The 23,694-nt window shown below is 66.3% G+C and carries 22 protein-coding genes; 11 read left to right on the forward strand and 11 right to left on the reverse strand.

Going from position 1 to position 23,694, the window contains the following annotated elements:
• Nucleotides 1-75: 75 nt before the first annotated feature.
• Nucleotides 76-3,402, reverse strand: coding sequence for an exodeoxyribonuclease V subunit gamma (gene recC / locus IEX78_RS03530; protein WP_188827240.1), 3,327 nt, complete (start codon nt 3,400-3,402; stop codon nt 76-78).
• Nucleotides 3,403-3,527: 125 nt separating this feature from the next.
• Between recC and IEX78_RS03535 the strand changes: the two genes are divergently transcribed.
• The 4 genes from IEX78_RS03535 (at nt 3,528) to IEX78_RS03550 (ending at nt 7,189) form a co-directional block, all read left to right on the forward strand.
• On the forward strand, nt 3,528-3,731 hold the full coding sequence (locus IEX78_RS03535; protein WP_188827241.1) for a hypothetical protein: 204 nt from the start codon (nt 3,528-3,530) through the stop codon (nt 3,729-3,731).
• 154 nt (nt 3,732-3,885) lie between these two features.
• On the forward strand, nt 3,886-4,713 hold the full coding sequence (locus IEX78_RS03540; RefSeq protein ID WP_188827242.1) for a serine hydrolase: 828 nt from the start codon (nt 3,886-3,888) through the stop codon (nt 4,711-4,713).
• Between the two features lie 84 nt (nt 4,714-4,797).
• Entirely contained in the window at nt 4,798-6,240 is a 1,443-nt protein-coding gene (locus IEX78_RS03545; protein ID WP_188827243.1) for an NAD(P)/FAD-dependent oxidoreductase, read from the forward strand.
• A gap of 151 nt (nt 6,241-6,391) precedes the next feature.
• Nucleotides 6,392-7,189 carry a hypothetical protein gene (locus tag IEX78_RS03550; protein WP_188827244.1) on the forward strand — a complete coding sequence of 266 codons (798 nt, stop codon included), beginning with the start codon at nt 6,392-6,394 and terminating at the stop codon, nt 7,187-7,189.
• A gap of 67 nt (nt 7,190-7,256) precedes the next feature.
• Here the strand turns inward: IEX78_RS03550 and IEX78_RS03555 are convergent, their stop codons facing one another.
• From IEX78_RS03555 to IEX78_RS03570, 4 genes are read right to left on the reverse strand one after another with little or no spacing between them, the layout of a single operon-like run.
• Nucleotides 7,257-7,940, reverse strand: a complete 684-nt coding sequence (locus IEX78_RS03555) for an urease accessory protein UreD (RefSeq protein ID WP_188827245.1) — start codon at nt 7,938-7,940, stop codon at nt 7,257-7,259.
• Nucleotides 7,930-8,637 carry an urease accessory protein UreG gene (ureG, locus tag IEX78_RS03560; protein ID WP_188827246.1) on the reverse strand — a complete coding sequence of 236 codons (708 nt, stop codon included), beginning with the start codon at nt 8,635-8,637 and terminating at the stop codon, nt 7,930-7,932. Before ureG ends, IEX78_RS03555 begins: the two co-directional genes overlap by 11 nt.
• 25 nt (nt 8,638-8,662) lie before the next feature.
• Nucleotides 8,663-9,310 (reverse strand): urease accessory protein UreF, encoded by a 648-nt coding sequence (locus tag IEX78_RS03565; RefSeq protein WP_188827247.1) that lies wholly within the window; start codon nt 9,308-9,310, stop codon nt 8,663-8,665.
• 43 nt (nt 9,311-9,353) lie between these two features.
• Complete coding sequence (locus tag IEX78_RS03570) at nt 9,354-10,820, reverse strand: MFS transporter (RefSeq protein ID WP_188827248.1); 1,467 nt, start codon at nt 10,818-10,820, stop codon at nt 9,354-9,356.
• Nucleotides 10,821-10,911: 91 nt separating this feature from the next.
• Between IEX78_RS03570 and IEX78_RS03575 the strand changes: the two genes are divergently transcribed.
• From IEX78_RS03575 to IEX78_RS03600, 6 genes are all read left to right on the forward strand, one after another.
• The gene (locus tag IEX78_RS03575; RefSeq protein WP_188827249.1) at nt 10,912-11,580 is read left to right on the forward strand and encodes a TetR/AcrR family transcriptional regulator; all 669 of its coding nucleotides are present in this window, start codon (nt 10,912-10,914) and stop codon (nt 11,578-11,580) included.
• 33 nt (nt 11,581-11,613) lie between these two features.
• A complete protein-coding gene (locus IEX78_RS03580; RefSeq protein WP_188827250.1) occupies nt 11,614-12,579 on the forward strand; it encodes a zinc-binding dehydrogenase in 966 nt (321 codons plus the stop codon).
• Nucleotides 12,580-12,926: 347 nt separating this feature from the next.
• Nucleotides 12,927-13,586: a class I SAM-dependent methyltransferase gene (locus IEX78_RS03585; protein WP_188827251.1), complete on the forward strand. Its 660-nt coding sequence runs from the start codon at nt 12,927-12,929 to the stop codon at nt 13,584-13,586.
• A 177-nt stretch (nt 13,587-13,763) separates the two neighbouring features.
• Nucleotides 13,764-14,165: a DUF302 domain-containing protein gene (locus IEX78_RS03590; RefSeq protein WP_188827252.1), complete on the forward strand. Its 402-nt coding sequence runs from the start codon at nt 13,764-13,766 to the stop codon at nt 14,163-14,165.
• A 529-nt stretch (nt 14,166-14,694) separates the two neighbouring features.
• A complete protein-coding gene (locus IEX78_RS03595) occupies nt 14,695-15,681 on the forward strand; it encodes a zinc-binding dehydrogenase (RefSeq protein ID WP_188827253.1) in 987 nt (328 codons plus the stop codon).
• Between the two features lie 73 nt (nt 15,682-15,754).
• Nucleotides 15,755-16,927 (forward strand): cytochrome P450 family protein, encoded by a 1,173-nt coding sequence (locus IEX78_RS03600; RefSeq protein WP_188827254.1) that lies wholly within the window; start codon nt 15,755-15,757, stop codon nt 16,925-16,927.
• Here IEX78_RS03600 and IEX78_RS03605 read toward each other — a convergent pair whose 3' ends face one another.
• Both IEX78_RS03605 and IEX78_RS03610 read right to left on the reverse strand, forming a co-directional pair.
• A complete protein-coding gene (locus IEX78_RS03605) occupies nt 16,928-17,587 on the reverse strand; it encodes an O-methyltransferase (RefSeq protein WP_188827255.1) in 660 nt (219 codons plus the stop codon).
• A gap of 42 nt (nt 17,588-17,629) precedes the next feature.
• Entirely contained in the window at nt 17,630-18,841 is a 1,212-nt protein-coding gene (locus tag IEX78_RS03610; protein ID WP_188827256.1) for a pyridoxal phosphate-dependent aminotransferase, read from the reverse strand.
• 92 nt (nt 18,842-18,933) lie between these two features.
• Here IEX78_RS03610 and IEX78_RS03615 point away from each other — a divergent pair, with 92 nt between their 5' ends.
• Nucleotides 18,934-19,485, forward strand: a complete 552-nt coding sequence (locus tag IEX78_RS03615) for a winged helix-turn-helix transcriptional regulator (protein WP_188827257.1) — start codon at nt 18,934-18,936, stop codon at nt 19,483-19,485.
• Nucleotides 19,486-19,524: 39 nt separating this feature from the next.
• Here IEX78_RS03615 and IEX78_RS03620 read toward each other — a convergent pair whose 3' ends face one another.
• The 4 genes from IEX78_RS03620 to IEX78_RS03635 all read right to left on the reverse strand — a co-directional run bounded on the left by IEX78_RS03620 (nt 19,525) and on the right by IEX78_RS03635 (nt 23,525).
• The gene (locus tag IEX78_RS03620) at nt 19,525-21,246 is read right to left on the reverse strand and encodes an urease subunit alpha (protein WP_188827258.1); all 1,722 of its coding nucleotides are present in this window, start codon (nt 21,244-21,246) and stop codon (nt 19,525-19,527) included.
• The gene (locus tag IEX78_RS03625; protein ID WP_188827259.1) at nt 21,246-21,569 is read right to left on the reverse strand and encodes an urease subunit beta; all 324 of its coding nucleotides are present in this window, start codon (nt 21,567-21,569) and stop codon (nt 21,246-21,248) included. The genes IEX78_RS03620 and IEX78_RS03625 overlap by 1 nt, the downstream gene beginning before the upstream one ends.
• Nucleotides 21,570-21,577: 8 nt before the next feature.
• Nucleotides 21,578-21,880, reverse strand: a complete 303-nt coding sequence (locus tag IEX78_RS03630) for an urease subunit gamma (RefSeq protein ID WP_188827260.1) — start codon at nt 21,878-21,880, stop codon at nt 21,578-21,580.
• Nucleotides 21,881-22,004: 124 nt separating this feature from the next.
• Nucleotides 22,005-23,525 (reverse strand): alpha/beta hydrolase, encoded by a 1,521-nt coding sequence (locus tag IEX78_RS03635; protein WP_229683682.1) that lies wholly within the window; start codon nt 23,523-23,525, stop codon nt 22,005-22,007.
• Nucleotides 23,526-23,694: the final 169 nt, after the last annotated feature.

A 23,694-nucleotide genomic window follows, 5' to 3' on the forward strand; every position in this document is an offset into this window, starting at 1 on the left:
CCAGACTGCGCTGCACCAAGTTCCAGCCAGTCGACGCGCAAACACGGCCGATGCTGCTCGTTGGCGCCAACCCACTCATCCCTGTCCCCGATCCGCTTGTTCGCCCGCGCGCTCGGCCGCTAGCGGGGCGGCCCAAAGGCGGCGGGCGATGGCGCCGAAGTGCGTCGTTTCGGGGGCGCCCGGTGGGGGCGGGGCGGCGGCGAGGGTGGCGAAGCGGGGGGTGCGGCCCCAGATGAAGCGGAGGTAGCGGTCGGTGTGGTCGCCGAACTTGTCGGGGCCGTTGGCACCGCCGTCGAAGGCATGTTCAGCGGCAATGAGGGCGTCGGCGACGCTGTCGTTGCGGAAGCGGCGGTCCGCGTAGTCGGCCGTCGCGGTCGCGGCGACGGGCAACGGCGCGCACAGACCCTCGTCACGCAGGCGGACGAGGTCGCGCAAAAGCTCACGCGCACTGGGCGGCTCGGGGGCGACGAGCACGCTGCGTTTCACCGGGCGCGACCGGAAACCACCCCGCCCAGTGCTGACCGCTCGCCACGAACGGTCCTCTGTCGCCGCGAGGGCGAGCAGCGAAACCCACGCTGCCAGTCGATGTTTCGGGGCGAGACGCGAATACGTCGCACGGACAAGGGTTTCCCCACGCACCTCGGGCACCGTCCCCACCAGCGTGCGGCCGTTGCCGAGGTCAACGGCGACGTCCACCGCGCGTGGCGTGCCCTCGTAGTCGGGCTGCGCTGCCCGCGTCAGCAATTCGACATTCTCTTCGATCTCATCGAGCACCTTCGCACCAAACCCAAACGGCGGCAACGTCCCTCGACGCCATTCGGCCGCACGCAACGTCGCGGGATCGGTGCCGGTAAGCCGAGCACTCAACATCCGTTCGCCCAGCGCCCATTTGGCGAGACCATCGAGTTCGATAGGCAGTTGGTCGGCGATCTCGTCGGCTTCTTCGGGAATCCGCAGACCGAGGCGCTGCCAGAGGAACGCGCGCACGGGGTGTTCAACGAAGGCGATGAGATCAGTAAGCGCGACCTCCCCACTCAACACGGGCGGTAGCGGCTCAACCAAAAGTGGTTTAGCTCTTAATGATTCAGCGGCCGCGGCACGTGCACCGGCCAGCGCGCCGAGGTCGAAGCTGCGCGGGCGCGCCGGTTCGAAGTTGCGGCGATCGAAGGGCTGCAAGGGATGTCGGATCGCAACGGCACCCATCGCCTCCGCCCCCACATGCGCGGCGAGCGTCTCCCGCAGCTCCGCGACCGGAACGGCAGGCGGTCGACGCGTGCCGGTGACCGGGTCCGCGCCCGTATGCAGCACGATCAGCCGCTCAGTGGTCGCCATGATCGCGTCAAGCAGCAGCTGCCGGTCTTCGCTGCGGGCGTCGCGCTCACCGAGCTGCGGGTCGCGCGCGAGCAGGTCATCGCCGTCGACGCTGCCGGGGCGCGGGAAAACGTCGTCGTCGAGTCCGAGCAGCACCGTCACGCGATGCGGAACCGAACGCATCGGGACGAGCCCGCAGACGGTGATATCGCCGGTGCGGAAGTTCGCGCGACCGGGTGCGGCGGCAAGGCCACTGGTCAGCAACGCGGCCACGTCGGCGAGCCGCAACGGTGTTTCGCCCGCGCGTTCGGTGGCCGCGACCAGGTCGCGCCGCGCCTGGGCGAGCACCCACGATTGGCTGGGCGGAACGTCGGTGAGCAGGTCGACCGCACGCAACAGGACGGTGGTCCATTCGGTCGCTGGACGCGGACCGCGCAGGTCACGCAGGCAGACCGCGAGCCGATCGACGAACTCGGCGAAACGGCCAGCGAGGTCGACGTCGTTGGAGTCGACATCATCGAGCGGCAGGACCAAGTCGAGCCAGTCGTCAGCCGACTCGTCAGCGGTCACGCCGAGCAGGATGCGGTCGACCGCGCCGTTGAGCGTGTTTTGCGGGAAGTCGGCGAGCCCGAACGCTTCGCGTTGACGTTGACCGATCCCCCACCGCGCGCCGGTTTCGGCGGCCCATTCGCGGAGGCGTTCGATGTCGTCGTCATCGAATCCGCAACGGCGACGGACGGTTTCGCTCGCGACAAGGTCGAGCACCTGGGTGACGGTGACGCGACCGTCGGCGAGGTCGAGCAGTTCGATGATCACCGCGAGCACCGGGTTCGTCACCGCGCGCCCCCGATCAGCGAGCCGCACGCGCAACTCGTGCGCGGGGTGCGTGCCCGGCTCGGGCGCTTCGCCCGCCGCCCGTCGCCCGAAGGCGGCGCGGATGAGCGGCGCGTACGCCTCGACGTCGGGGCACATTATGACGACATCGCGCGGTTCGATGGTGTCGTCGGCGGCGAACGCGGCGAGCAGGACGTCACGCAGCACTTCGACCTGGCGTGGGCTGCCGTGGCAGGAATGGATTTCGACGCTGCCGTCGGCTTCGGCGGGATAGTCGGCAGGGTCGCCATCGTCGCGGATCGCGCGTTGGAGGGTGTGTAGGAGCGAGTCGGTCGAGGCTGGGCTAGACGGCAGGTACTGGTCGCTGTCGATCAGCGGCGAGATGCGCTGCTGAAGTTCACGGACATCGCGCGCGAGGCCGGCGAGGAGCGGATGCGTGACGAGATCGGTGGTGCGGTCGGCGCTGCGATGCGGTGAATCACTCTGTCCCCCAGACACTTTCGCCCACATCGCCGCGCTCGGGTGCGCCAAAAACAGGTGCACGTCGCGGTGTTCGGCTAGGGCGGCGATGACCGCTTCCTGGTCGGCGGTGAGGCGCGTGAGGCCGAAGATCACCACGCGGTCCGGCAAATCGACCAGCGACCGGTCGGCGCGCAGCCGCGCGCAGGTGTCAACGAGTCGTTCGGCTGGGCTCGGTGTCCCTATCGCCTCGCGCACCGCACGCCACAGCGGCGGCTGCCATGCCAAGTCGGGTGGGATCGGCGCGCCAACACCGTCGGTGTCACTGCCTGCTGACCAGTCGCGCAACACCTGCGGCCGCTGCGCGGAGTAGGAATCGAACAGCGCGGCAAGGTGCGCGGCTGTGGCATACCGGCGACCGCGCCGCACGTCGTCGGCGGGCACGCCAAGGTGACGCGCGAGCACGGCCGCCCACGGCTCGTCGGCGGTTTCATCGAGCACGCGCAACACCGTCCACACGAGCGCGTCGGCCGCCCATGCGTCGTCAGCGTCGGGCCGAGTTACTTGCGCGACCAGCGCGGCAGGCGACGGGAACGCGATATTCGCGGCGATGCCGTCGACGCCAGCACCGGCCCCGAGCGACCCAGACAACCGCTGCGCCAACCACCGCTCGATGCCTTTCGCCCCGACAGCAACCACGTCCGGTGTGAACGGATCGGCGGGAGTGTCGGCGAGCAATGTCGCCAAATGCGCCGCTAACGCGTCAGCGCGCTCGGCGCGGTGCAGATACAGCGGCATCCGTTACTTATACGCCCAGCGACCGGCCCGCAATCATTCGGCCCCAAAGTGAAATACACCACACTGCAACTAAGTCGCGACGCGCCTGCAATAAACCGGCCTCACCTCGTGCGATGGTGAAACGCATGGCGCAGGTGATTCCTCTTGTTCCGCGCGGCGGGTTCATCGTTCGCCGCGCGGGTAGCCGCTGGGATCTGGTGAACTCACGTCGCTACGGCCCAGCCACAGTGTTGCACTCATGGCCCGCGGATAAACACACCGAGGCCTTCGAACACTGTCATCGCCTCAACGGCTGCACGATCGCCACCCCGCACGCCGCGCATCACTAAAACCCAAATCGCCTGGACCGCAAGTCCGGAAAAGTATCGATTTGCCTACGAGTAGTGCGAATTGGGCGTCGGTGTGCGAACGTGTTCCCTCGTGCGTGCCCGTTCTCCGTTTGCTGTCCGAGCTAGTTCCCGTGCTACCAGTACCGCTGTCGCCTTGGCTGCCGCTGTCCTTGTGATCAGCCCGGCCGTTCCTGGCGCGGTGGGCTCGGCGAACGCCGCGCCGCCCGCACTCACCCAGGCGTGCCTGCCCGGCTTTGACTGCGACATGAGTTCGCGCATCGCGCGAGTGGACAGCTACCTCGCCGGCCGTCCTGGCGTCGTCGGTTACGTGTTGCGCGACCGGGTGACCGGCGGCGTTTACGCCAATGCCCATGCCGAAGACCAGATATGGACCGCGTCGACGATCAAGCTCGCCATCGCCGCCGACCTGCTGAACCGCGCCCGTGTTGGCGCGATCGTGCTGAGCCCCGATGACCGCTTCAACATGGAAGCGATGCTCGCGACGTCGAACGACCACGCCGCTGACGTGCTGTGGAACAAATACATCGGCTTCGATCGCATGGCCTACAACAACGCGTTTCGCATGTACGGGATGGTCAGCCTGATCCCGCAGCCAACCGCGACCGCGCTGTTCCCCGACTGGTCGTTCCAGAAGTGCACCGCCGCCGACCTCGATCGGTTGATGAACACCATCCTCGACACCATGCACCCCGACGACCTCGCGTATCTGCTTGGCCGGATGCGCTCGGTCGACTCGAATCAGCACTGGGGTGTGTGGGGCGCGGGCGCGCGGGTGCAGCCTGGGCTCAAGAACGGCTGGTCGGCCGAAGCCGATGGCTGGGTCGTGAATTCGGTCGGCGTCGCCGGGCAAGGCGAGCGCTACACCCTGGCGATTATGAGCGCGCTCGGCAACCAAGGTGGCTACACCGATGGCGCCGAGACCGACACCAAGATCGCGGAATTGTTGCTTGCCGGTCGCTAATCGGCGCGTTCCCGTATTGTCGAATCTGTCGTCGTTGTCCACCGGTGCGGGGCTAGCCCGTCGGTACTTTCGAGGAGTCAGACGATGAGCATTGAGCCTGTCGAGAACAAGCGTCACCGGGTAGTGATCATCGGTTCTGGCTTCGGTGGCCTGTTCGGCACCCGCCATCTGCGTCACGCCGACGTGGACATCACCTTGATCTCGAAGACCTCAACCCACCTGTTCCAGCCGCTTCTATATCAGGTGGCGACCGGCATTCTGTCTACCGGCGAGATCGCCCCGGCCACCCGGCTGATCCTGCGCAAGCAGAAGAACGCTGAGGTGCTGCTCGGCGATGTTGTCGATGTCGATTTGGCGTCGCGCACGGTCACGTCCACGTTGCTCAACCGCGACACCGTCACCGAGTTCGACAGTCTGATCGTGGCGACGGGCGCGCAGCAGTCTTATTTCGGCAACGACCATTTCGCGACGTTCGCGCCCGGCATGAAAACCATCGATGACGCGCTGGAATTGCGCGCGCGCATCCTCGGTTCGTTCGAGCAGGCCGAGTTGGCGGTCACCAAGGAAGAACGCGACCGGCTGATGACGTTCGTTGTCGTCGGCGCTGGCCCGACCGGTGTCGAATTGGTCGGTCAAATCGCCGAACTCGCCGACCGCACGCTCGACGGCGCGTTCCGCAACATCGACCCCCGCGACGCCCGCGTGATCCTGGTCGAAGGTGCCGATCAGGTGCTCGCGCCGATGGGCCCCAAGCTCGGTGCCGCCGCCGCGAAACGCCTGGAAAAGATGGGCGTCGAGATTCAGGTGAACACGCTGGTCACCGATGTCGACGCGTTTGGCGTTGTCGTCAAAGACAAGGACGGCAGCACGCGCCGCATTGAGTCGGTCTGCAAGGTGTGGTCGGCGGGCGTGCAGGCCAGCCCACTCGGCAAAATGATCGCCGAACGCTCTGATGGCACCCAGGTGGACCGCGCTGGTCGCGTGATCGTGCAGCCCGACCTCACGGTGAAGGGCTACCCGAACGTTTTCGTGGTCGGTGACCTGATGGCCGTGCCGGGCGTGCCAGGTCAGGCCCAAGGTGCCATCCAGGGTGCCACCTATGCGGCCAAGGCCATCAAGGCTGGGCTCAAAGGGCAGACACCGGAAGAACGCAAGCCGTTCAAGTACTTCAACAAAGGCTCGATGGCCACGATTTCGCGTTTCGACGCGGTGTGCCAGGTTGGCAAGTTCGAGTTCAGCGGGTTCTTCGCGTGGCTCGCGTGGCTTGGGCTGCACCTGTACTACCTGATTGGCTACCGCAATCGTCTGGTCACGATGATCGGCTGGTTCGTTTCGTTCCTTGGTCGCGATCGCGGTCAGATGGCGGCAACCGAGCAGTGGATCTTCGCGCGACTTGCCGTTGAGCAAGTCAATTCCGATCAAGCCGATGCCGACGAACTCGCCGCCGCGCTCGGTGCGCCGCCGCCGCCCGCCAAGCTGTACAAGGACGGCAGGCTCACGGGCACCGACAATCGGGACATCGTCTAGCACCCTTGCACGTGGAAAAGGCCGGGTCCTGCGGTTTTTAGGGGTCCGGCCTTTGTCGTAGCGCGATTGTGTCCATCCACGCACGTCGCTGGTCCGAATGTGGAACGACAGGTTTGTGTGTTCCCGAATTCCCAGCGACGAAAGGTGACCTATGGCGAGCGGAAAACACCGGGCGGTGAGCGCGCAACGGCAGAAAGTCGGCTCGGTGGTCGTTGCGGGCGCGGTGCCGTTGGTGCTTGCGTTGATCGGCACTGGCACGGCGTCGGCCGACCCCGGTCAGCAGCCGACGGTCAGCCAACCCGAGACGCCGGAAATCGACATGTCCGCGCCCGCTGGCCCAGTCATTCCCGCGAATACGCGCAGTTCGCTCGCGTGGTCGCGGTCGGGGCCCGAGTCGCGTTATCTGTCGCCGGTTGGGCCGTTGCACGCGCCGACCGCTGCCGCGCCGGTCGCGCCGATCCTGCCGCCGCCCGGCCAGTTCCGGTTCGGCGATCAGCAGGTTCCGGTGCCCGAGTGGGTGCCGGTCGACACGTCGATTCAGATCAACGACGTCTCCGCGCAGACCGAGGCGCAACTCGCGACCTTCCTGGATTCCGTAGGGCTGGAACGTAGTCGGTCCGATTTGGTCGCCGCGTCGACAATCGGTTCAGCCGCGCGCGGTGCGGCCGTCGGGTCGACGTTGGCGATGCCGGTGGCGATGATGTCGAGCACAATCGGCGCGGTCGCCGGGTTGGTCGCGGGCGTGCCGCTGCTGCCGATCGGCTTGGTCGCCGGACCGATCCTGGGCGGGATGGTCGGGTATATGGCGGTGTCGGTGCCCGCGAGCATCATTGGCGCGGGGATTGGCGCTGCGGTCGGTGCGGCAGGCGGAATGATCGCGCCGTCGCACGGAGTGAGCCCGGAAGGTGTCGCGCCGGTTGCGGCCGACGTCGCGCCCGCGCTGGCCTGATTGCCGCCCGGAGTTCGAAGGTGGGGCCTGCTCGGATGGCAGGCCCCACCTTGGTGTTCAGGCGCGGTCAGTTCGCCAGTGCGACGGTGTCGGTTTCGGTGCCGAGAAGCAAGCGGGTGCCCGTCCACGTCGTCAGGGATCCGCCCGCCGCCAGGGGGTAGCGGCCCGCGTGTAAACCCGTTGTCGCCGTTGGTCTTTCGTCCGGGTAGCGCAGTTCGCTGTCGACCGCGCGAGGCGACGTGAGTGCGTCGTCGGTGACCGCCGACGCACCCAATTCCAGTCGGTGCCGCAGCAGCGGGACGTCGCCGATGTCGGCGTGCAGGTCGCCGCGCCACCAGCCGACTTCCTCGTCCGCTCGGCCGATTTGCACGCGTTCGCGCAACCGCAGCCGTGAATCTGACGCCACCGCCACCGTCGTTGTCGCGTAGTGCTCGGCACCGCCCGCGATGATCGTCGGCTCGGGATCGAAGTCAAGCTCGGCACCTTCGCCGACCTCAAAGTGCCAGTGCGCCACCGACTTTGGCGTCTCGCGACTCGGCAGCGCGATTGTCGCGGCGACCGAGCGCACGGTCAAGCGCGCGCCCGCACCGACGATGATGCGAATGTCGAGTTCGTCCCCGCCCAACGGCGTCGCCGCCGTGCCGATGAGGTGGACGGTGTCGCGCCCGGTCAGGCGCGCGGCGAGGCCGCCGACCGCGTGGATACGCGGCAGCCGGCCCGCCTCAGCGACGATGTGTAGCTCAGTGCGCACCGAGGCTGGCCGTGTCCTGCTCAGCGGCGATCCGCAACTGTTCGCGCACCCAAGTAAGCACCGGGGTGGCGGCCGGGTCGGCGGTCAGGGAGACGAGCGCGGTCGGTCGACCCTCGCGCACGCGGTTCGCGTCGCCTTCCATCACGCCGAGATCGGCCCCGACGAGCGGCGCGAGGTCGGTCTTGTTGACGACGAGCAGGTCGGAGAAGGTGACGCCCGGGCCGCCCTTGCGCGGCACCTTGTCGCCGCCAGCGACGTCAACGACGAAGATCTGCACGTCGATGAGCCCGGACGAGAAGGTCGCGGTGAGGTTGTCGCCGCCGGATTCGACGAGGATCAGGTCGAGCGGCGGGTTGGCCGCGACGAGGTCGTCGATGGCGTCAAGGTTGGCCGTGATGTCGTCGCGGATGGCGGTGTGCGGGCACCCGCCGGTCTGGACAGCGGTGATGCGCTCATCGGGCAGCACCGCGTTGCGCCGCAGGAAGTCGGCATCTTCGGTGGTGTAAATGTCGTTGGTGAGCACCGCGAGGGACAGTTCGTCACGCAGCTGACGGCACAGCGCCGCGACCAGCGCGGTCTTGCCGGACCCGACCGGGCCACCGATGCCGATGCGCAGCGCTTCGCCGGGCACCCGGTGCCGCTTGGGACGATCGTGGCTGTGGTCGTGCGGTTCGCCGTCGATCAGATGGGGTGGCATGGAGTTTCTCCGTTCCTGGATGGTGTCATGACGCGAACAGGGGCATGTCGCGCACCTGGTGGCGTTCGGCGAGGACATCTTGCAAAGGGTCTGAGAGGGCGACGAGGCCCTGGGCCGCGGTCGCGGCGGTGGCGTCGCAGAGTGGCGCGATGGCGATCGTGCCCGCGGCGATGACGGCGGGGTCGAGCGCGAGCAGGCGCTGGGCAGCGGTCGCGGCACCGGTCAGCGTCGTGTAGACGACGACGCCAGCGAGTTCGTCGGGGGTGGTTTCGCAGGCACGGCCGACCATGCCAAACACGGTCGACAGATGCGGCTTGGGCCCGACGACGGTCCAATCCTGGTGCGGCCAAAGCTGTTTCGCGAGGCGGAGCAATCCTCGCCCTTGCGCGCGCGATGCGGCGCGGGCAGCGGGCGACGGGGTGCGGGCATCGGCTTCCAGCTCAGCACGGTCGGGCGCGAGGTCGCCCGCGCACACCGCCGCCGCGAGCGACGCGGTAACCAGCCCCGTCGTCGCGACGCGCCTACGCAAGTACCGCTCGACACTGTCGGCGTCACGCAGCAACCCCGAGGCCACCGCCTCTTCGACCCCACCGGAATGCACGTGGCCTCCGATGGGCAGCCGAGAGTCGGCGAGGGCGAGCAGGGTCGCTAACCCCGTGGGCTGATCACGCATCCTGCGATCCTAGGCAACCCCATGTTGCAGGCGAATGACACGGTTAGCGCGGACGGCAATCACGCCATGCGGTAATCGCCATCGCGATCAGCAGCAGCGCACCAGCGACGATCGCGACGTGCATACCGTCGACGAACGCTTCGCGTGCCGCGTCGATGAGCGCCGAATTGCCGTCGGCGTGGGCGATGGTCTCGCCGATCGTGTCGCCGAAGTCGCCGCTTGACCGGAAGACCAGCGCCGCGAGCGAACCAAGCAGTGCGAGACCAAGGGCGTTGCCGAGTTCGAAACTGGTCTCGGAAATGCCGACCGCCGACCCCGCGCGCTCGGGCGGCACCGCCGACACCGCGACGTCCGACACCAGCGTGAACGAGATGCCATACCCAACGCCCGCGATCACCGAACCGGCCACATACCAGCCGATGCCCGCGTCGACCCCGACACCAAGCAGCATCAGATTGCCCACCGCAGACAGTGCCAACGCGAGGGTGAAGGTGGCGCGAATGCCAAGCGCGCGCCCGATCCGCGCTCCTTCCATCGAAAAACCGAACACCGCGACGGCCATCGGGATGCCCAGCAACGCCGCCTGCAACGGGTCACGTCCGGTGACTGATTGCAGATACACGCTGGTCAGGTAGCTCATCGCGGCGAGCGACGCCATGCCGGCGGTGCTCGCGCCGATCGCGACCCGGAACAACGGGCGGGTAAAGAGCTTCAGATCGAGCAGCGGATCGGCGAGGTGACGCTGTCGCCGGATGAACACGACGAGCAGCGCGAGGCCGAACAGCGCGATCAGCAGCGACCACACGTCGAAGCCTTCAGCGGCGATGTGTTTGATGCCGTAAACCAGCGGCAAAATACCGCCGATCGACAGGACGACGCTTGGCCAGTCGAGGCGGCCAAGTTCGGTTGAGCGGTGTTCGGGCAGCAGGATCGGGCCGAAGATCAGCAGGATCGCCAGCACCGGGATGTTGATCAAAAAGACTGAGCCCCACCAGAAGTGGTGCAGGAGCAGGCCGCCGATGATCGGGCCGACGGCCGAGCCGCCTGCGAAGAACGCGGTCCAGATGCCGATCGCGCGAGCGCGTTGACGCGCGTCGGGGAACAGGGTCGAGATCAGAGCGAGGCTCGACGGCAGCAGCGTCGCGCCGCCGATGCCCATCAGCGCGCGGGCGGCGATGAGGACGCCGGAGCTGGGTGCGAACGCGGCGAGGATCGAGGCGAGGCCGAAGATGGTCGCGCCGATGAGCAGGATGTTGCGCCGGCCGATGCGGTCGCCGAGGTTGCCCATCGTGATGAGCAGACCAGCCAGCATGAATCCGTATATGTCGAGGATCCACAGCTGTTGGGCCGCTGTGGGATCGAGATCAACGGTCAGCGTCGGCATGGCAAGGAACAACACCGAGATGTCCATCGACACCAACAGCACCGGGAGCAAAAGCACCGCGAGGCCAAGCCATGCGCGACGCCCACCGGCGTGCGCGTCCGCGACCGCCGGTTCCAGCTTGGTCATTCCTTACGCCCTTTCCTGTTTGCGTACGGCGTACGCGGGGAATGGGTACAGTGTACGCATACGCCCGGGCATACAGGAAGTGAGTCATAGGATGACCGAGCCGCGCCTTAGCAAATCCGCCATCGTGGACACCGCCATCGACATTGCCGACGCGAATGGGCTCGACGCGCTGTCGATGCGTCGCATTGCGGACCGGCTTGGCGTCGGCACGATGTCGCTGTACCGGCACGTCGCGAATAAGGACGACCTGATCGCCGCGATGACCGACGAAATCGCGGGCCGCTACCCCTACCCCGACCCCACCGGCCTCACCTGGCGCGACCGGGTTCGCATCGCTGCCGAAGTGGATTGGCTGCTCTACCAACAACATCCGTGGGTGCTGCTCACGTTCGCGATCCCCCGCTACAGCTTTGGCCCGCGTGGGCTCACCTCGCTCGCTTGGCTGGTTGAGGGGCTGCGCGAGTTGAATGTGTCGGCGCGGGAGGCGACGACGATGGCGTTCAGCGTGTGGAACTACATTTCCGGTGCGTCGCTGCCGGTGGTGAGTGGGGCGTTGTTGGCGGATAACAGCACGTCGGCGGCTGATGACCGCAATGGGTTGCGCGACATCTTGGACGGTCACCCGACGTTTCCGGTGCCCGCCGGACTGGCGGAGTTGGAGGGTGCGGGCGTGAGCGAGTTGACGTCGGAGGATCTTCTTTTCCTGGGCTTGACCGCGCTGTGTGACGGATTCGCGGTGCGCCACGGTGCAAGCACTTGACCTAAAGCGTGCTTGAGGTTGTTAAGTGGGGGCATGCACGCGATTCGACTTCATAGCTTTGGTCAAGCGGAGAACCTGCGTTATGAGCAGGTGCCCGATCCCGAGCCTGGTCCCGGTCAGGTGCGAATCAGGGTGGAGGCCAACGGCGTTCACCTCGTTGACACCGCGCTGCGACGAGGCGAAGCCGGGCCATTCCCCCTTCCCGAATTACCGACCGTGCCGGGACGTGAGGTGGCCGGGATCGTCGATCGAGTCGGCGAGGGAGTTGATGAGGCGCTGGTCGGCCAGCCGGTTGTCGCGCACCTGGGAAACGCGCCGGGTGGGTATGCCGAACTTACCGTTGTTGATGCGGCACAGGCACTTTCGCGGCCCGGGCTGTCGGCCGCTGATGCGGTGGCGCTCGCCGGAACCGGGCGCACGATGCTCGGTATCGCGCAGTTCGCTGATCTTGGTCCGGGCAGTGTCGCGGCGGTGACGTCGGCTGCGGGCGGAATCGGGACGTTGCTGGTTCAGTACGCGAAGTCGTTGGGCGCCACCGTGATTGGGATTGCTGGTGGGGCTAACAAGGCGGCGCTCGTCGCGGCCAATGGGGCCGACCTCGCGGTCGATTACACGGAACCGGAGTGGGTTGAGAAGGTGCGCGCGCACCTGGCGGGGCGGCCTGCGACCGTCGTCTTCGACGGGGTTGGCGGTGCGGTGGGAACGGCGGCGGTGGGGTTGCTCGCGCCGGGTGGTCAGCATCTGATCTATGGGTGGTCGGCCGGATCGGCTACCGAGGTCGACCCGGGTGCGGGAATCGCGTCGGAAACCGTTTTGGGGCCGAAGATGGTGGAGAAAGCGGGCGGTGACCTGCGAATATTAGCGCGCCGGGCACTTGCCCTTGGTATCGAAGGTGTGCTGCGCCCGGCCATCACCGCGTTCCCCTTGAGCGCGGCTGCGGCGGCGCATGTGGCGTTGGAGTCGGGTGCCACGACCGGGAAGGTGGTGCTCGTGCCGTAGAACCTGGCGTGTCGCATGGCATTTTCGTGCACGTTCAAGGGGGATCCGCTCAATTCGGCTGCTCGCCTGTGGACGTGCACGAAAATGCCACCCTTTTCGGCGCGACACGCCCAGTGGACATGGCGCGTGCCACGGATTGACGGCGCGCCCAGTGTTCGGCATGCCAGGAACGCCCACTGTCGACGGTCAACGCGCCAAGTTTCCGGCAAGTCAGGGCCTCCGTACGCCGGGTTCACCGCGCCAAACTTACGGCGGGTCAGAACATCCGTACTCCGCACCCACCACGCGCCAGACTTCCGGCGGGTCAGGACGCGGGCCGCGTGTCTAACGTGCGGCAGACTGGGGGGATGACTGAATCCGCCGATCGTCGTCTTTCCGCGCGGGCCCTGTCCGAAGGGGATCCGACCGGGTGGTTTGAGCCGCTGTATGCCGAGGCTGCCCTGTCGTCGGACCCGCTCAGCGCGGTGCCGTGGCACCGCGACATACCCAATCCGCTGCTCGTTGAGTGGGTCGAAACGCACCCGCCTACTCCCGGGACGCGGGCTATCGTTGTCGGCAGCGGATATGGTACCGACGCCGAATACATTGCGGCCCAAGGGATTCCGACAGTCGCGTTCGACATCTCCCCCAGCGCCATCACCGCGACGCGCGAACGGTTTCCATCGTCACGTGTCGAATATCGGGCTGCGGATTTGCTTGCGCTGCCGCCAGATTGGGCCGGAGCGTTCGATCTCGTGATCGAGTCACTCACCATCCAATCGCTACCGCCGGAGATCCGCGCCGAAGCGATCGCGGGCGTTCGTTCTCTCGTCGCGCCCGGCGGAACGCTGCTGGTGATCGCCAATGTCGCGCAAGGCGTGCCGCCAAGTCCGCCGTGGCCGTTGAGCCGCGCCGACATCGACGCCATCGCGTCCCCTGAACTGGAACTCATCGCGGTGGAGGCGTTCGCCCAGCCGGGACACTTTCTCGGTGCGCGCTGGGTCGCTGAATATCGACGCGTGAGCTAACGCCCGCACGCGCGGTGGGATCCGCCCGGCCGAGCGCCGCCGACGACCACCGCGCACCGCCACGCATCGCCACACAACGCAACGCCACGCATCGCCCGCTTGACCGCGAACACGTCTGCTCGCCACGCGCACGCCTAACATGGGCGTGACCTGGAACGATTTGCACAGGAGGCACCAATGAGTTTCGCTCTGTCCGCCATTCTGGAATCGAGTTTCGACGATGCGGTCGCCGCCACCCGACATGCCCTGGCCGACCAAGGTTTCGCGATCGTCTCCGAAATTGACATGCGTGCCACCCTCAGCGACAAACTCGGCCAGGACATCGGCGAGTACCTGATCCTCGGCGCATGCGAACCCGACCTCGCCTTCCGCGCGATCAGCACCGACCCCCGCGTCGGCCTGCTCTTGCCCTGCAACGTGGCAGTGCGGCGCGACACAACGAATCCGGCCCGCGTTGTCGTCGAAGCGGTGAACCCCGACGTCATGATCAAGGCAACCAACGACTCCATGATGTCGGGCATCGCAGGAGAAGCAACCCGCAAACTCGACGCCGCAATCAACGCCCTCACCGCCCCATAGCTGCCGATCCCCCACCGCACGTAGCCGCCGAGCCACGCGCGACAACGTGTCCCGCGCGTTCGTCCGCTGGTGCGGGCACGAGCAGCCTGCAGCAAGACGCCATCCGACCAGACGAACGCGGCGCCGCCCCCAATTCCGGCACGAGCACGCAAGCTCGACGCGCTCGACGCCGCGATCACCAAATCCGGCAAACCCACGCGATCAAGCCCGCGCGCCCGACGCACTCACCGCACCACGATCGCCGACCCACCCCGCGACGACGCGCACCTTCGCGCGGCGGGGCAAGACTGCCACGGCAACCCCGCCGCACTAGCCGCCTCCGCCAGTCCTGCACAAGCTGGCAGCCGGAATCGACGCGCTCGACGCATGCTGGCGCGCTCCGGGCCGAGACCACCACGGCGGCCCAGCCGGACCAGCCACCCTCGCCAATTCCCGCGCAAGCGCGCAACCAGGATCGTCCTATCCACGTGCGAGAATGGTCCCTGATCCAAGGCTCGTGCCAGTACTCGCGACTACAGCGGAGGCGCACATGCAGGCAGTGGTGATTGATCAATTTGGGGAGCCGGGCAAGGTGCTGCACGCCGCCACCGTGCCGACACCCGATCCCGGGGCCGGCGAGGTCCGCGTCGCGATGACGTACTCGCCCATTCACAACCACGATTTGGCGATCGTTCGCGGCATCTACGGTTACCGTCCCCCGCTGCCCGCGATCCCCGGCACCGAGGCTGTCGGTGTCATCGAAGCGGTCGGCGAAGGCGTGAGTGGGCTTGAGCTCGGGACGCGCGTCGCCGTCGCGGGGGCGCGTTCCTCCTGGGCCGACTACTTCATCGCGCCTGCCGCTGGCGTAGTCCCGGTCCCGCAGGAAGTGCCCGACGAAACGGCGGCGCAGCTCTTCGCGATGCCACTCAGCGCACTGATTTTGCTCGATGACCTGCATGTTCTGCCCGGCCAATGGGTCGCGATCAATGCCGCCAACGGTGCCGTCGGGCGCCTATTTAACCTCTTCGCCCAGCAACGCGGCGTGCGCGTGGTGAGTTTGGTGCGCGGCGCCGCGTCGGTCGCCGCACTCACCGAACAGGGCTACGGCCCGGTCATCGACACCACCATCGACGGCTGGGGCAACACCGTCGTCGAAGCCACCGCAGGCGAACCGATTGTGCGTGCCATCGACCAGGTGAGCGGTGTCGCCTCAACCGACCTGATGGCATTGCTCGCACCACGCGGTGAACTGATTTCCTTCGGTGCGCTTTCGGGCGAACCGATGATCATCCCATCGGGCCCGGTGATCTTCAAAGAGACTGTGGTGCGCGGATTTTGGGGCCAGCAACGCAACGCCGAACTCACCCCGCAAGACCGTATTCGACTGATGTCGGAGCTGGTCGCTTTCGCGTCGTCGGGGGTGCTGCGCATGGATGCGCAAGCGATCTTCGACCTCGCGCAAGCAGCCGAGGCGGCCGTGCTCACCGAGACGCCAGGGCGTACCGGAAAGGTAATGCTTCGCGGCGGAGTGCACTGAATTACCCACTCGCACAACGCTGGTCGTCGATCAGGGCCGGTCGACCGACGACCAGCGCGGGTAGCGTCGAAACATGCTTGAGTCCATCGATAGCGACTTCTTCGCCGACCCCCACTCCTATTACCGCCGCTGGCGGGCCACCGGGGCAGGCGCGCATCCGGTGCGTTTCCCGGATGGAGTCGTGCGGTGGATCGTCACTGATTACGCCAATGGCCGTGCGACGCTCGCGAATCCCCTTCTGCGCAAATCATTTTCGGGTGCATTGGCCGTAATCAAAACCAAGCGTGACGAAACGGCGGCGTCCGACCCGCGCGCCGTCGCCCTGCTGAGCCACATGCTCGCCACCGACCCACCCGAGCACACGCGCCTTCGCAAGCTCGTCACCAAGGCATTCACCACGCGCGCCGTCGCTGGCCTGCGCCCGCACATCGTCGACATCGCGACATCGCTGCTCGACGACATCGGCGACGCCGAACGAGTCGACCTCATCAAAGCTTTCGCCGAACCCCTGCCGATCACGGTGATCTGCGAACTACTCGGAGTGCCGTTCGAAGACCGCGCGAAGTTCCAGGCGTGGACGTCGTCGATTCTCAGCGTGGTCGGTCGCGACGAGGATGCCCGCCGCACTTCCGTCCTCGAAATGGCCTTGTACTTACGGAACGACCTACTGTCGGAACTCACCCGTGTCACTGACGACGGCGATCGATTGTCCGAGCAAGAACTCGTCGCGATGGCGTTCCTACTGCTTGTCGCCGGGCATGAGACGACGGTGAACCTGATCGGCAACGGTGTCACCGCGCTGCTGCGCGCTCCCGGCCAGTGGGACGCGCTGCGCGCCGACCTCGACCGGGTGCCCGCCGCGGTGGAGTCGCTGCTGCGTTTCGACGGCCCGGTGAACCTGTCGACCATCCGCTACACCGAAGAGCCGGTGACCATCGGCAACACCGAAATCCCCGCTGGCGAACTGGTTTTCGTCGCACTGCCGTCAGCGAACCACGACGACGCCCACTTCACCAACCCCGACGAACTCGACCTCGACGCGCCAACAACCGGCCATCTCGCCTTCGGCCACGGCATCCACTTCTGCGTTGGCGCACCGCTGGCTCGGCTCGAAGCGCAGATCGCGTTCACCGCGTTGCTTGAGCGGTACCCGAACCTGCGCATCGACCCAGACGCCGCCGAATTGTCTTATCAGCCAAGCACTTTGATTCGCGGCTTGACGTCGTTACCGGTGCTGTTGCGGTAGTTAGACGACCACCGCGTAGGCGAAACCGTCCCAGCCTTTCGACCCGACGGTTTGGATCACCGTCGCATCCAAAGTTGGTTCGGCAGCGAGCAATTCGACAAGATCGCGCCCAGCTTGGGCGTTAGGGTCGGCCGACTGCTCGTCGGCGACCGCACCGCCGCGCACGACATTGTCGACGATGATCACCGAGCCCGGATGGGTGAGCCGCAACGCCCACTGCACGTAATTGGTGTTGTTGACCTTGTCGGCGTCAATGAAAACAAGGTCGAAGGGGTCGCCGAGGTCTTCGGCGACCTCCGGCAGGGTGTCGAGGGCGGCGCCAACCCGAATATCGACGCGGTCGCCAACACCAGCGCGATCGAGATTTTCGCGGGCGACGGCGGCGTGGCGCGGTTCGAACTCCAAGGTCACGACCGTGCCGCCGTCGCCAACCGCCCGCGCCAACCACTCGGTGCTGTACCCGCCGAGCGTGCCAATTTCGAGCACGCGACGTGCACCAATGCTGCGCGCCAACAGGTTGAGCAACTTGCCCTGCGGCGGCGACACGTCGATCGGCGGCAATCCGGCTTCGGCATTGGCGACGAGCGCGGGCGCGGCGTCAGCGCCGATCAGGCTGTCGACGAGGTAGCGGTCAACGTCAGCGGCGGTGGGAGTAGTCATGGGAGCAAGTCTGCCCGAACGACCAGTGAATTTCGCGCGTGATCACTGTCGGTAAGTCGCGAGGAAGCGACCAATCCGCTCGATGATCGCCTCCAGTTCATCGGCATGCGGCAAGGTGACGATGCGGAAGTGGTCGGGGCGCGGCCAGTTGAAGCCGGTGCCCTGCACGATGTGCATCTTCTCCTGCCGGAGCAAATCGAGGACGAACTTTTCATCGTCGTGAATCGGGTACATGTCGAGGTCGATGCGCGGGAACGCGTACAGCGCGCCCTTCGGTTTCACGCAGGAAACGCCGGGAATCGCGTTGAGCGCTTCCCACGCACGGTCGCGTTGCTCGCGCAGTCGGCCGCCGGGCAGGGTGAGGTCGTAGATGCTCTGGTAGCCGCCGAGCGCGGCCTGAATGGCTTGCTGCGCAGGAACATTCGCGCACAGCCGCAGCCCGGCCAACATGGTGAGACCTTCGAGATAGCTCGCGGCATGCTTCACCGGACCCGACACAACGAGCCAGCCCGAACGCAAACCGGACGCGCGATAGTTCTTCGACAGACCGGAGAAGGTCAGGCACAGCAGATCGGGAGCCAACGACGCGACGGCGGTGTGTTCAAGGTCGTCGTAGTAGATCTTGTCGTAAATCTCGTCGGCGAAAACAACGAGATTGTGCCTGCGGGCGATCTCGAGGATGTCGCGCAACACATCGGGCGGGTACACCGCGCCGGTGGGGTTGTTCGGGTTGATCAGCACGATCGCGCGGGTGCGGTCGGAGATTTTGGCGGTGATGTCGGCGAGGTCGGGGTACCAGTCGGCACCTTCGTCGCACACGTAGTGGACCGGTTTGCCGCCGTTGAGCGCGGTCGCGGCCGTCCACAGCGGGAAGTCGGGCGCGGGAACGAGCACTTCGTCGCCGTTTTCGAGCAGGGCGGTCATCGCCATCATGATCAGCTCAGAGACCCCGTTGCCGAGGAAAACCTCTTCGACGGTCACGTCGTTCACGCCGAGCGTTTGGTAGTACTGCACCACCGCGCGCCGAGCGGGCAGCAGGCCCTTGGATGAGGTGTACCCCGTGGAGGTCGGGAGCGATCTGACCATGTCCTGCAACAACTCTGGCGGCGCTTCGAAGCCGAACGTCAGCGGATTGCCGGTGTTGAGTTTGACGATGTGATGCCCTTCGGCCTCCAGCCGCGCGGCTTCTTCAGCGACCGGTCCTCGGATCTCATACGACACACCTGACAGCTTGGACGACTGCTTGAACTGCATGGTTATCCCTCCGAAGTCTCGTTGCCGACCACACTACTTGGTTTTTCCAAGATCTCACTTGGTTTTTCCAAGCATAGGGCTAAGCTGGGGTTGTGCCACGCCGAAGCTATGACCACTACTGCGGGGTCAGTCGCGCACTCGACCTCGTCGGGGACCGATGGACGCTGCTCGTTGTTCGCGAATTATGTGCTGGCCCACGGCGATACAGCGACCTGTTCGCCGACCTGCCTGGGATCAGCACCGACATGCTCGCCACTCGCCTCAAAGACCTTGAGCGCGAAGGGCTTATCGTGCACCACCGCAATGGGATGCGGTCGAGCTACGAGTTGACCGAAGACGGGCTGGGGTTGCGTCCGGTGCTTGACGCGCTTTCGGTGTGGGGCATGCCGCGCCTTGGTGAGCGCAACCCGACCGACGCGGTGCGGGCGCACTGGCTCGCACTCCCCCTCGGGCACGCGGTTGCCGAGGCGATTCCCGCCGGGACCGTCACCGTCCACATCGGCGAAACGGTATTGCATTACGTGATCAGCGCCGACGGCGTGACGCACCACGATGGGGCCGCCGCTTCGCCTGATCACGAAGTGCGACTGGACCTGGCTGAGGCCACCGCGATCGCGACTGGCAGCAGTAGGTTGCAGATCTAAACCCGTTGCCCGCCAACCGAAGTCGGCGGGCCATCCGGCTTAGAACAGGAAGTACCGCTGGGCCATGGGCAATTCGGTTGCCGGTTGTTCGTCCCACACCTCGCCGTCGACGCGCACGGTGAACGTGTCGGGGTCGACTTCGATGTGCGGCATGGCGTCGTTGCGCGGCATATCGGCCTTGGTGACGCGGCGAACATTCTTGACCGGCACCAACTTTCGCCGAATATCGAGACGATCGGCAAGCCCTGATTCGATGGCCTGTTCGGCCACGAAGTGGACCGACGTCGCCGCAGCGGCAGGGGCTGCCGCACCGAACATCGGGCGCGGCAACACCGGCTGCGGCGTGGGAATGGAGGCGTTCGCGTCGCCCATCGCCGCCCACGCGATCATGCCGCCCTTGAGCACCGCGTGCGGGCGGACGCCGAAGAAGGCGGGCTCCCACAGGACAAGGTCGGCCAGCTTGCCGACCTCAACCGAGCCAATCTCATCGTCAAGACCGTGTGCGACGGCCGGGCAGATGGTGTATTTCGCGATGTAGCGCTGGACGCGCGCGTTGTCGGCTTTACCGTCGCCCGGCAGCGCGCCGCGGCGGCGCTTCATGACGTGCGCGGTCTGCCAGGTGCGCATCACAACTTCGCCGATGCGGCCCATCGCCTGGGAATCCGAACCGATCATCGAGATCGCGCCAAGATCGTGCAAGAGGTCTTCGGCGGCGATAGTCGAGGGGCGGATGCGGGATTCGGCGAAGGCGAGGTCTTCGGGGATCGACGGGCTCAGGTGGTGGCAGACCATGAGCATGTCGAGGTGTTCGTCGAGAGTGTTGACCGTGTGCGGGCGGGTCGGGTTGGTGGAACTCGGCAACACGTTGAGATGCGAAGCGACAGTGATGATGTCGGGTGCGTGCCCGCCGCCCGCGCCTTCGGTGTGGTACGCGTGGATGCCGCGACCGGCGATGGCGGCGAGGGTGTCTTCAACGAAGCCGGCCTCGTTGAGGGTGTCGGAATGCAGCGCCACCTGCACGCCAGCGCGGTCGGCGACGGTGAGGCACGCGTCGATCGCGGCGGGGGTGGAGCCCCAGTCTTCGTGCAGCTTGAAACCGGAAGCGCCAGCACGCAATTGCTCCCACATCGACTCTTCGCTGACCGTGTTGCCCTTGCCGAGCAGCACGATGTTCATCGGCCAGTGGTCGAGCGATTCGAGCATGCGCGCCAGGTGCCACGAACCCGGCGTGACGGTGGTTGCCTTCGACCCTTCGGCCGGGCCGGTGCCGCCGCCGATGAGGGTAGTAATGCCGCCGCCGAGCGCTTCGTCGAGGAGCTGGGGGCAGATGAAGTGGACGTGACAGTCGATCGCGCCCGCGGTCAGGATGCGGCCGTTGCCCGCGATGATTTCGGTGGACGGGCCGACGACCAGGTCGGGGTGAATGCCCGACATCGTGTCGGGGTTGCCCGCTTTGCCGATCGCGCTGATGCGGCCGTCGCGGATGCCGACGTCGGCCTTGATGATGCCCCAGTGGTCGATGATGATCACGCCGGTGATGACGGTGTCGGGGGCGCCGTCGGCGCGGGTGGCGCGCGACTGGCCCATCGACTCACGCAGCACTTTGCCGCCACCGAACACCGCTTCCTCGCCAGCGAGACCCGGTCCGCCACTGCGGTCTTCGGTGATTTCGATGAGCAGGTCGGTGTCGGCGAGGCGAATGCGGTCACCCGTGGTTGGGCCGAACAGTTCGGCGTAGCGGGCGCGGCTCAGTTCGGTCATCAGTTCTCTTCCTGCGCGTCGAGACGGCCCGGAGGGGTGGTGCTAATGCCATACACTTCACGGCTGCCGCCGATCGGGACGAGCGAAACCTGTTGGGCGATACCAGGTTCGAAGCGCACGGCGGTGCCAGCGGGGATGTCGAGGCGCAGGCCGTGGGCGGCGGCGCGGTCGAAACTCAATGCCGCGTTGGCTTGCGGGAAGTGGACGTGGCTGCCCACCTGAACGGGCCGGTCGCCGGTGTTGACCACCTCAAGCGACGTGCGCGGGGCGCCGGGGTTTAGCTCGATTGTGCCCTCAGCGCACAGGTATTCACCAGGAATCATGGCTTGCCCTATCCGATGGGGTGGTGGACGGTGACGAGCTTGGTGCCGTCGGGGAAGGTGGCTTCGACCTGCACGTCGTGAATCATTTCCGGGATGCCGTCCATGACGTCGTCGCGGGTGAGGACCTCGCGCCCCGACGACATCAGCTCGGCAACCGTGCGCCCGTCACGCGCGCCTTCAAGCACATGGTCGGTGATGAGCGCGATGGCTTCGGGATGATTGAGCTTGAGCCCCCGCGCCTGCCTGCGGCGGGCCAGCTCGGCCGCGTAACTCAGCAGCAGCCGTTCTTGCTCGTGCGGGGACAGGCGCATCAGGTCTCCTCGTTGGTCGGTAGTTGCGACATTCTGGCACGCGATACCGACAGGTGTGGTTCGTCATCGGTAGCTGACCTGGCCAGACGGGTGAGATGTTAACGAGACGGTAACGCGGGCCGGGCTAACCGCAGACGATGTCCGGTGGGGGCAGCACGAGATCAACAAGGTAACGCGTGACCGCGTAGTCGATGCAGACGTTGCCATCGAAGACGACCGTGTGCTGCCAGCCACTGAAAGTCAGCAGGCGCGCGTTCAGCTGCTTCGCGAGGGCGATGCCTTCGGCGTGCGGAGTTGCCGGGTCGCCGGTGGTGGAAACAACGACGGTGGGTGGGAGGTGCTTGATGTCGACCGGATGCGCTCGCAAAGTGGCTGGTACTGGCCAGAAGGCGCAGACGTCGCGTGGCGCTTGCCCGGTCGCTCTGCCGTCGTCGAGGAACGGAGCAGCGCGGCGGTAGGCGGCGTCGACGCGAGCTCGACTCGCCCGGTCGGCGGCGGCGCGGTTGTCGACACAGGAAATAGCCGAGCCCGCATCGCCGTGACCCGGGTAGGTGCCGTCGGGGCGGCGTTCCCACTGCCAGTCCGCCAGCTTGAGCAGGAGATCGCCTCGCCCGTCCCGGAGTTCGCGCAACGCGTCAGTGAGCAGTTCCCAGTTCGCATCGCGGTAAAGCGCGCCGATGATAGCCTGCTCGGCGTCGTAATAGCTCAGTCCGCGGTGGTCGAGCGTGGGTGCCGACGCGGCGAGCAGCGGCGAAAGAAGGTGGCGCAGCACATCATTGGCTCGCGCCTCGTCGTCGCCAAGCGGACAGTCGACTGCCAGCCGCGTACACGCCACGGCGAAAGCGTCGAACGTGGACTGGAAACTGGCGATTTGCGCGACCATTCTTTCGTCGGCGGGCAGCGACGGGTCGACTGCCCCATCAAGCACAAGCGCGCGCACGCGGTCGGGGAAACGTTCGGCGTACATCGTCGCAGTGAAGGTGCCGTAGGAGTAGCCGACCGCCGTGAGCTTTTCTTCGTCGAGAACCGCGCGAACGATGTCGAGATCCTGGACGCCCTCACGAGTACCGATGTGAGCCAACAGGTCTGGGGTGTTCTCGGCGAGACAGGCGTCGACGTAGTCGCGGGCGTCAGCCTCCGCATGGGCTATTCCCGTCGGGGTGTTGGGAATCGGTAATTCCGCGCGCATCTCGTCGATTTCCGCATGGCTCACGCAACGCACGGCGGGCCGGGACGCGCCGATGCCGCGAGGGTCGATGCCGATGCGGTCGAACCGCTGCGCGACCTCGGTGTCGCGCGCCTGATCGGCGAGCCACAAGCCTGAGTAGCCGGGGCCGCCCTGCAGGAAAACCAACGCGCCCTTGCGCTTCCCGCTCGCTGGGATGCGGGAGATCGCTATCTCGATCGTCTGCCCGCTAGGTCGCGCGTAGTCGAGTGGTACGCGCACCCACGCGCAGCGGGCGCGTTCATCAGCTAGTTCGACATAGGCCGCGCACGACTGCCACGTGAGTTGTTGGTGATAGAACCGCGCGAGCGCCGGATTCGGCGGGGTATGTCTCGCGGTGTGCGCGACGGACCCGACCGACGTCACCGCGAGAACAAGCCCGATCGCGACCACCACGCCCGCCCGCAACCCTCGCAACACCCAAATCCCCCAAATCGCCTGAAACGCTTGGCGGGATCTTGCCAGAGGATTGCCGACGTTGCCGACTGAGGCGTTTCGAGGCTGCGCTGTCCGGGGGGTTAACGAGATGTTAACGAGACTTGGGGGGCGCAGAATGGGGGGCGCATTACGGCCGAGTTTGTCGACATCA

The sequence above is a fragment of the Nocardia camponoti genome (assembly GCF_014646135.1).
GTDB classification, from domain to species: domain Bacteria; phylum Actinomycetota; class Actinomycetes; order Mycobacteriales; family Mycobacteriaceae; genus Nocardia; species Nocardia camponoti.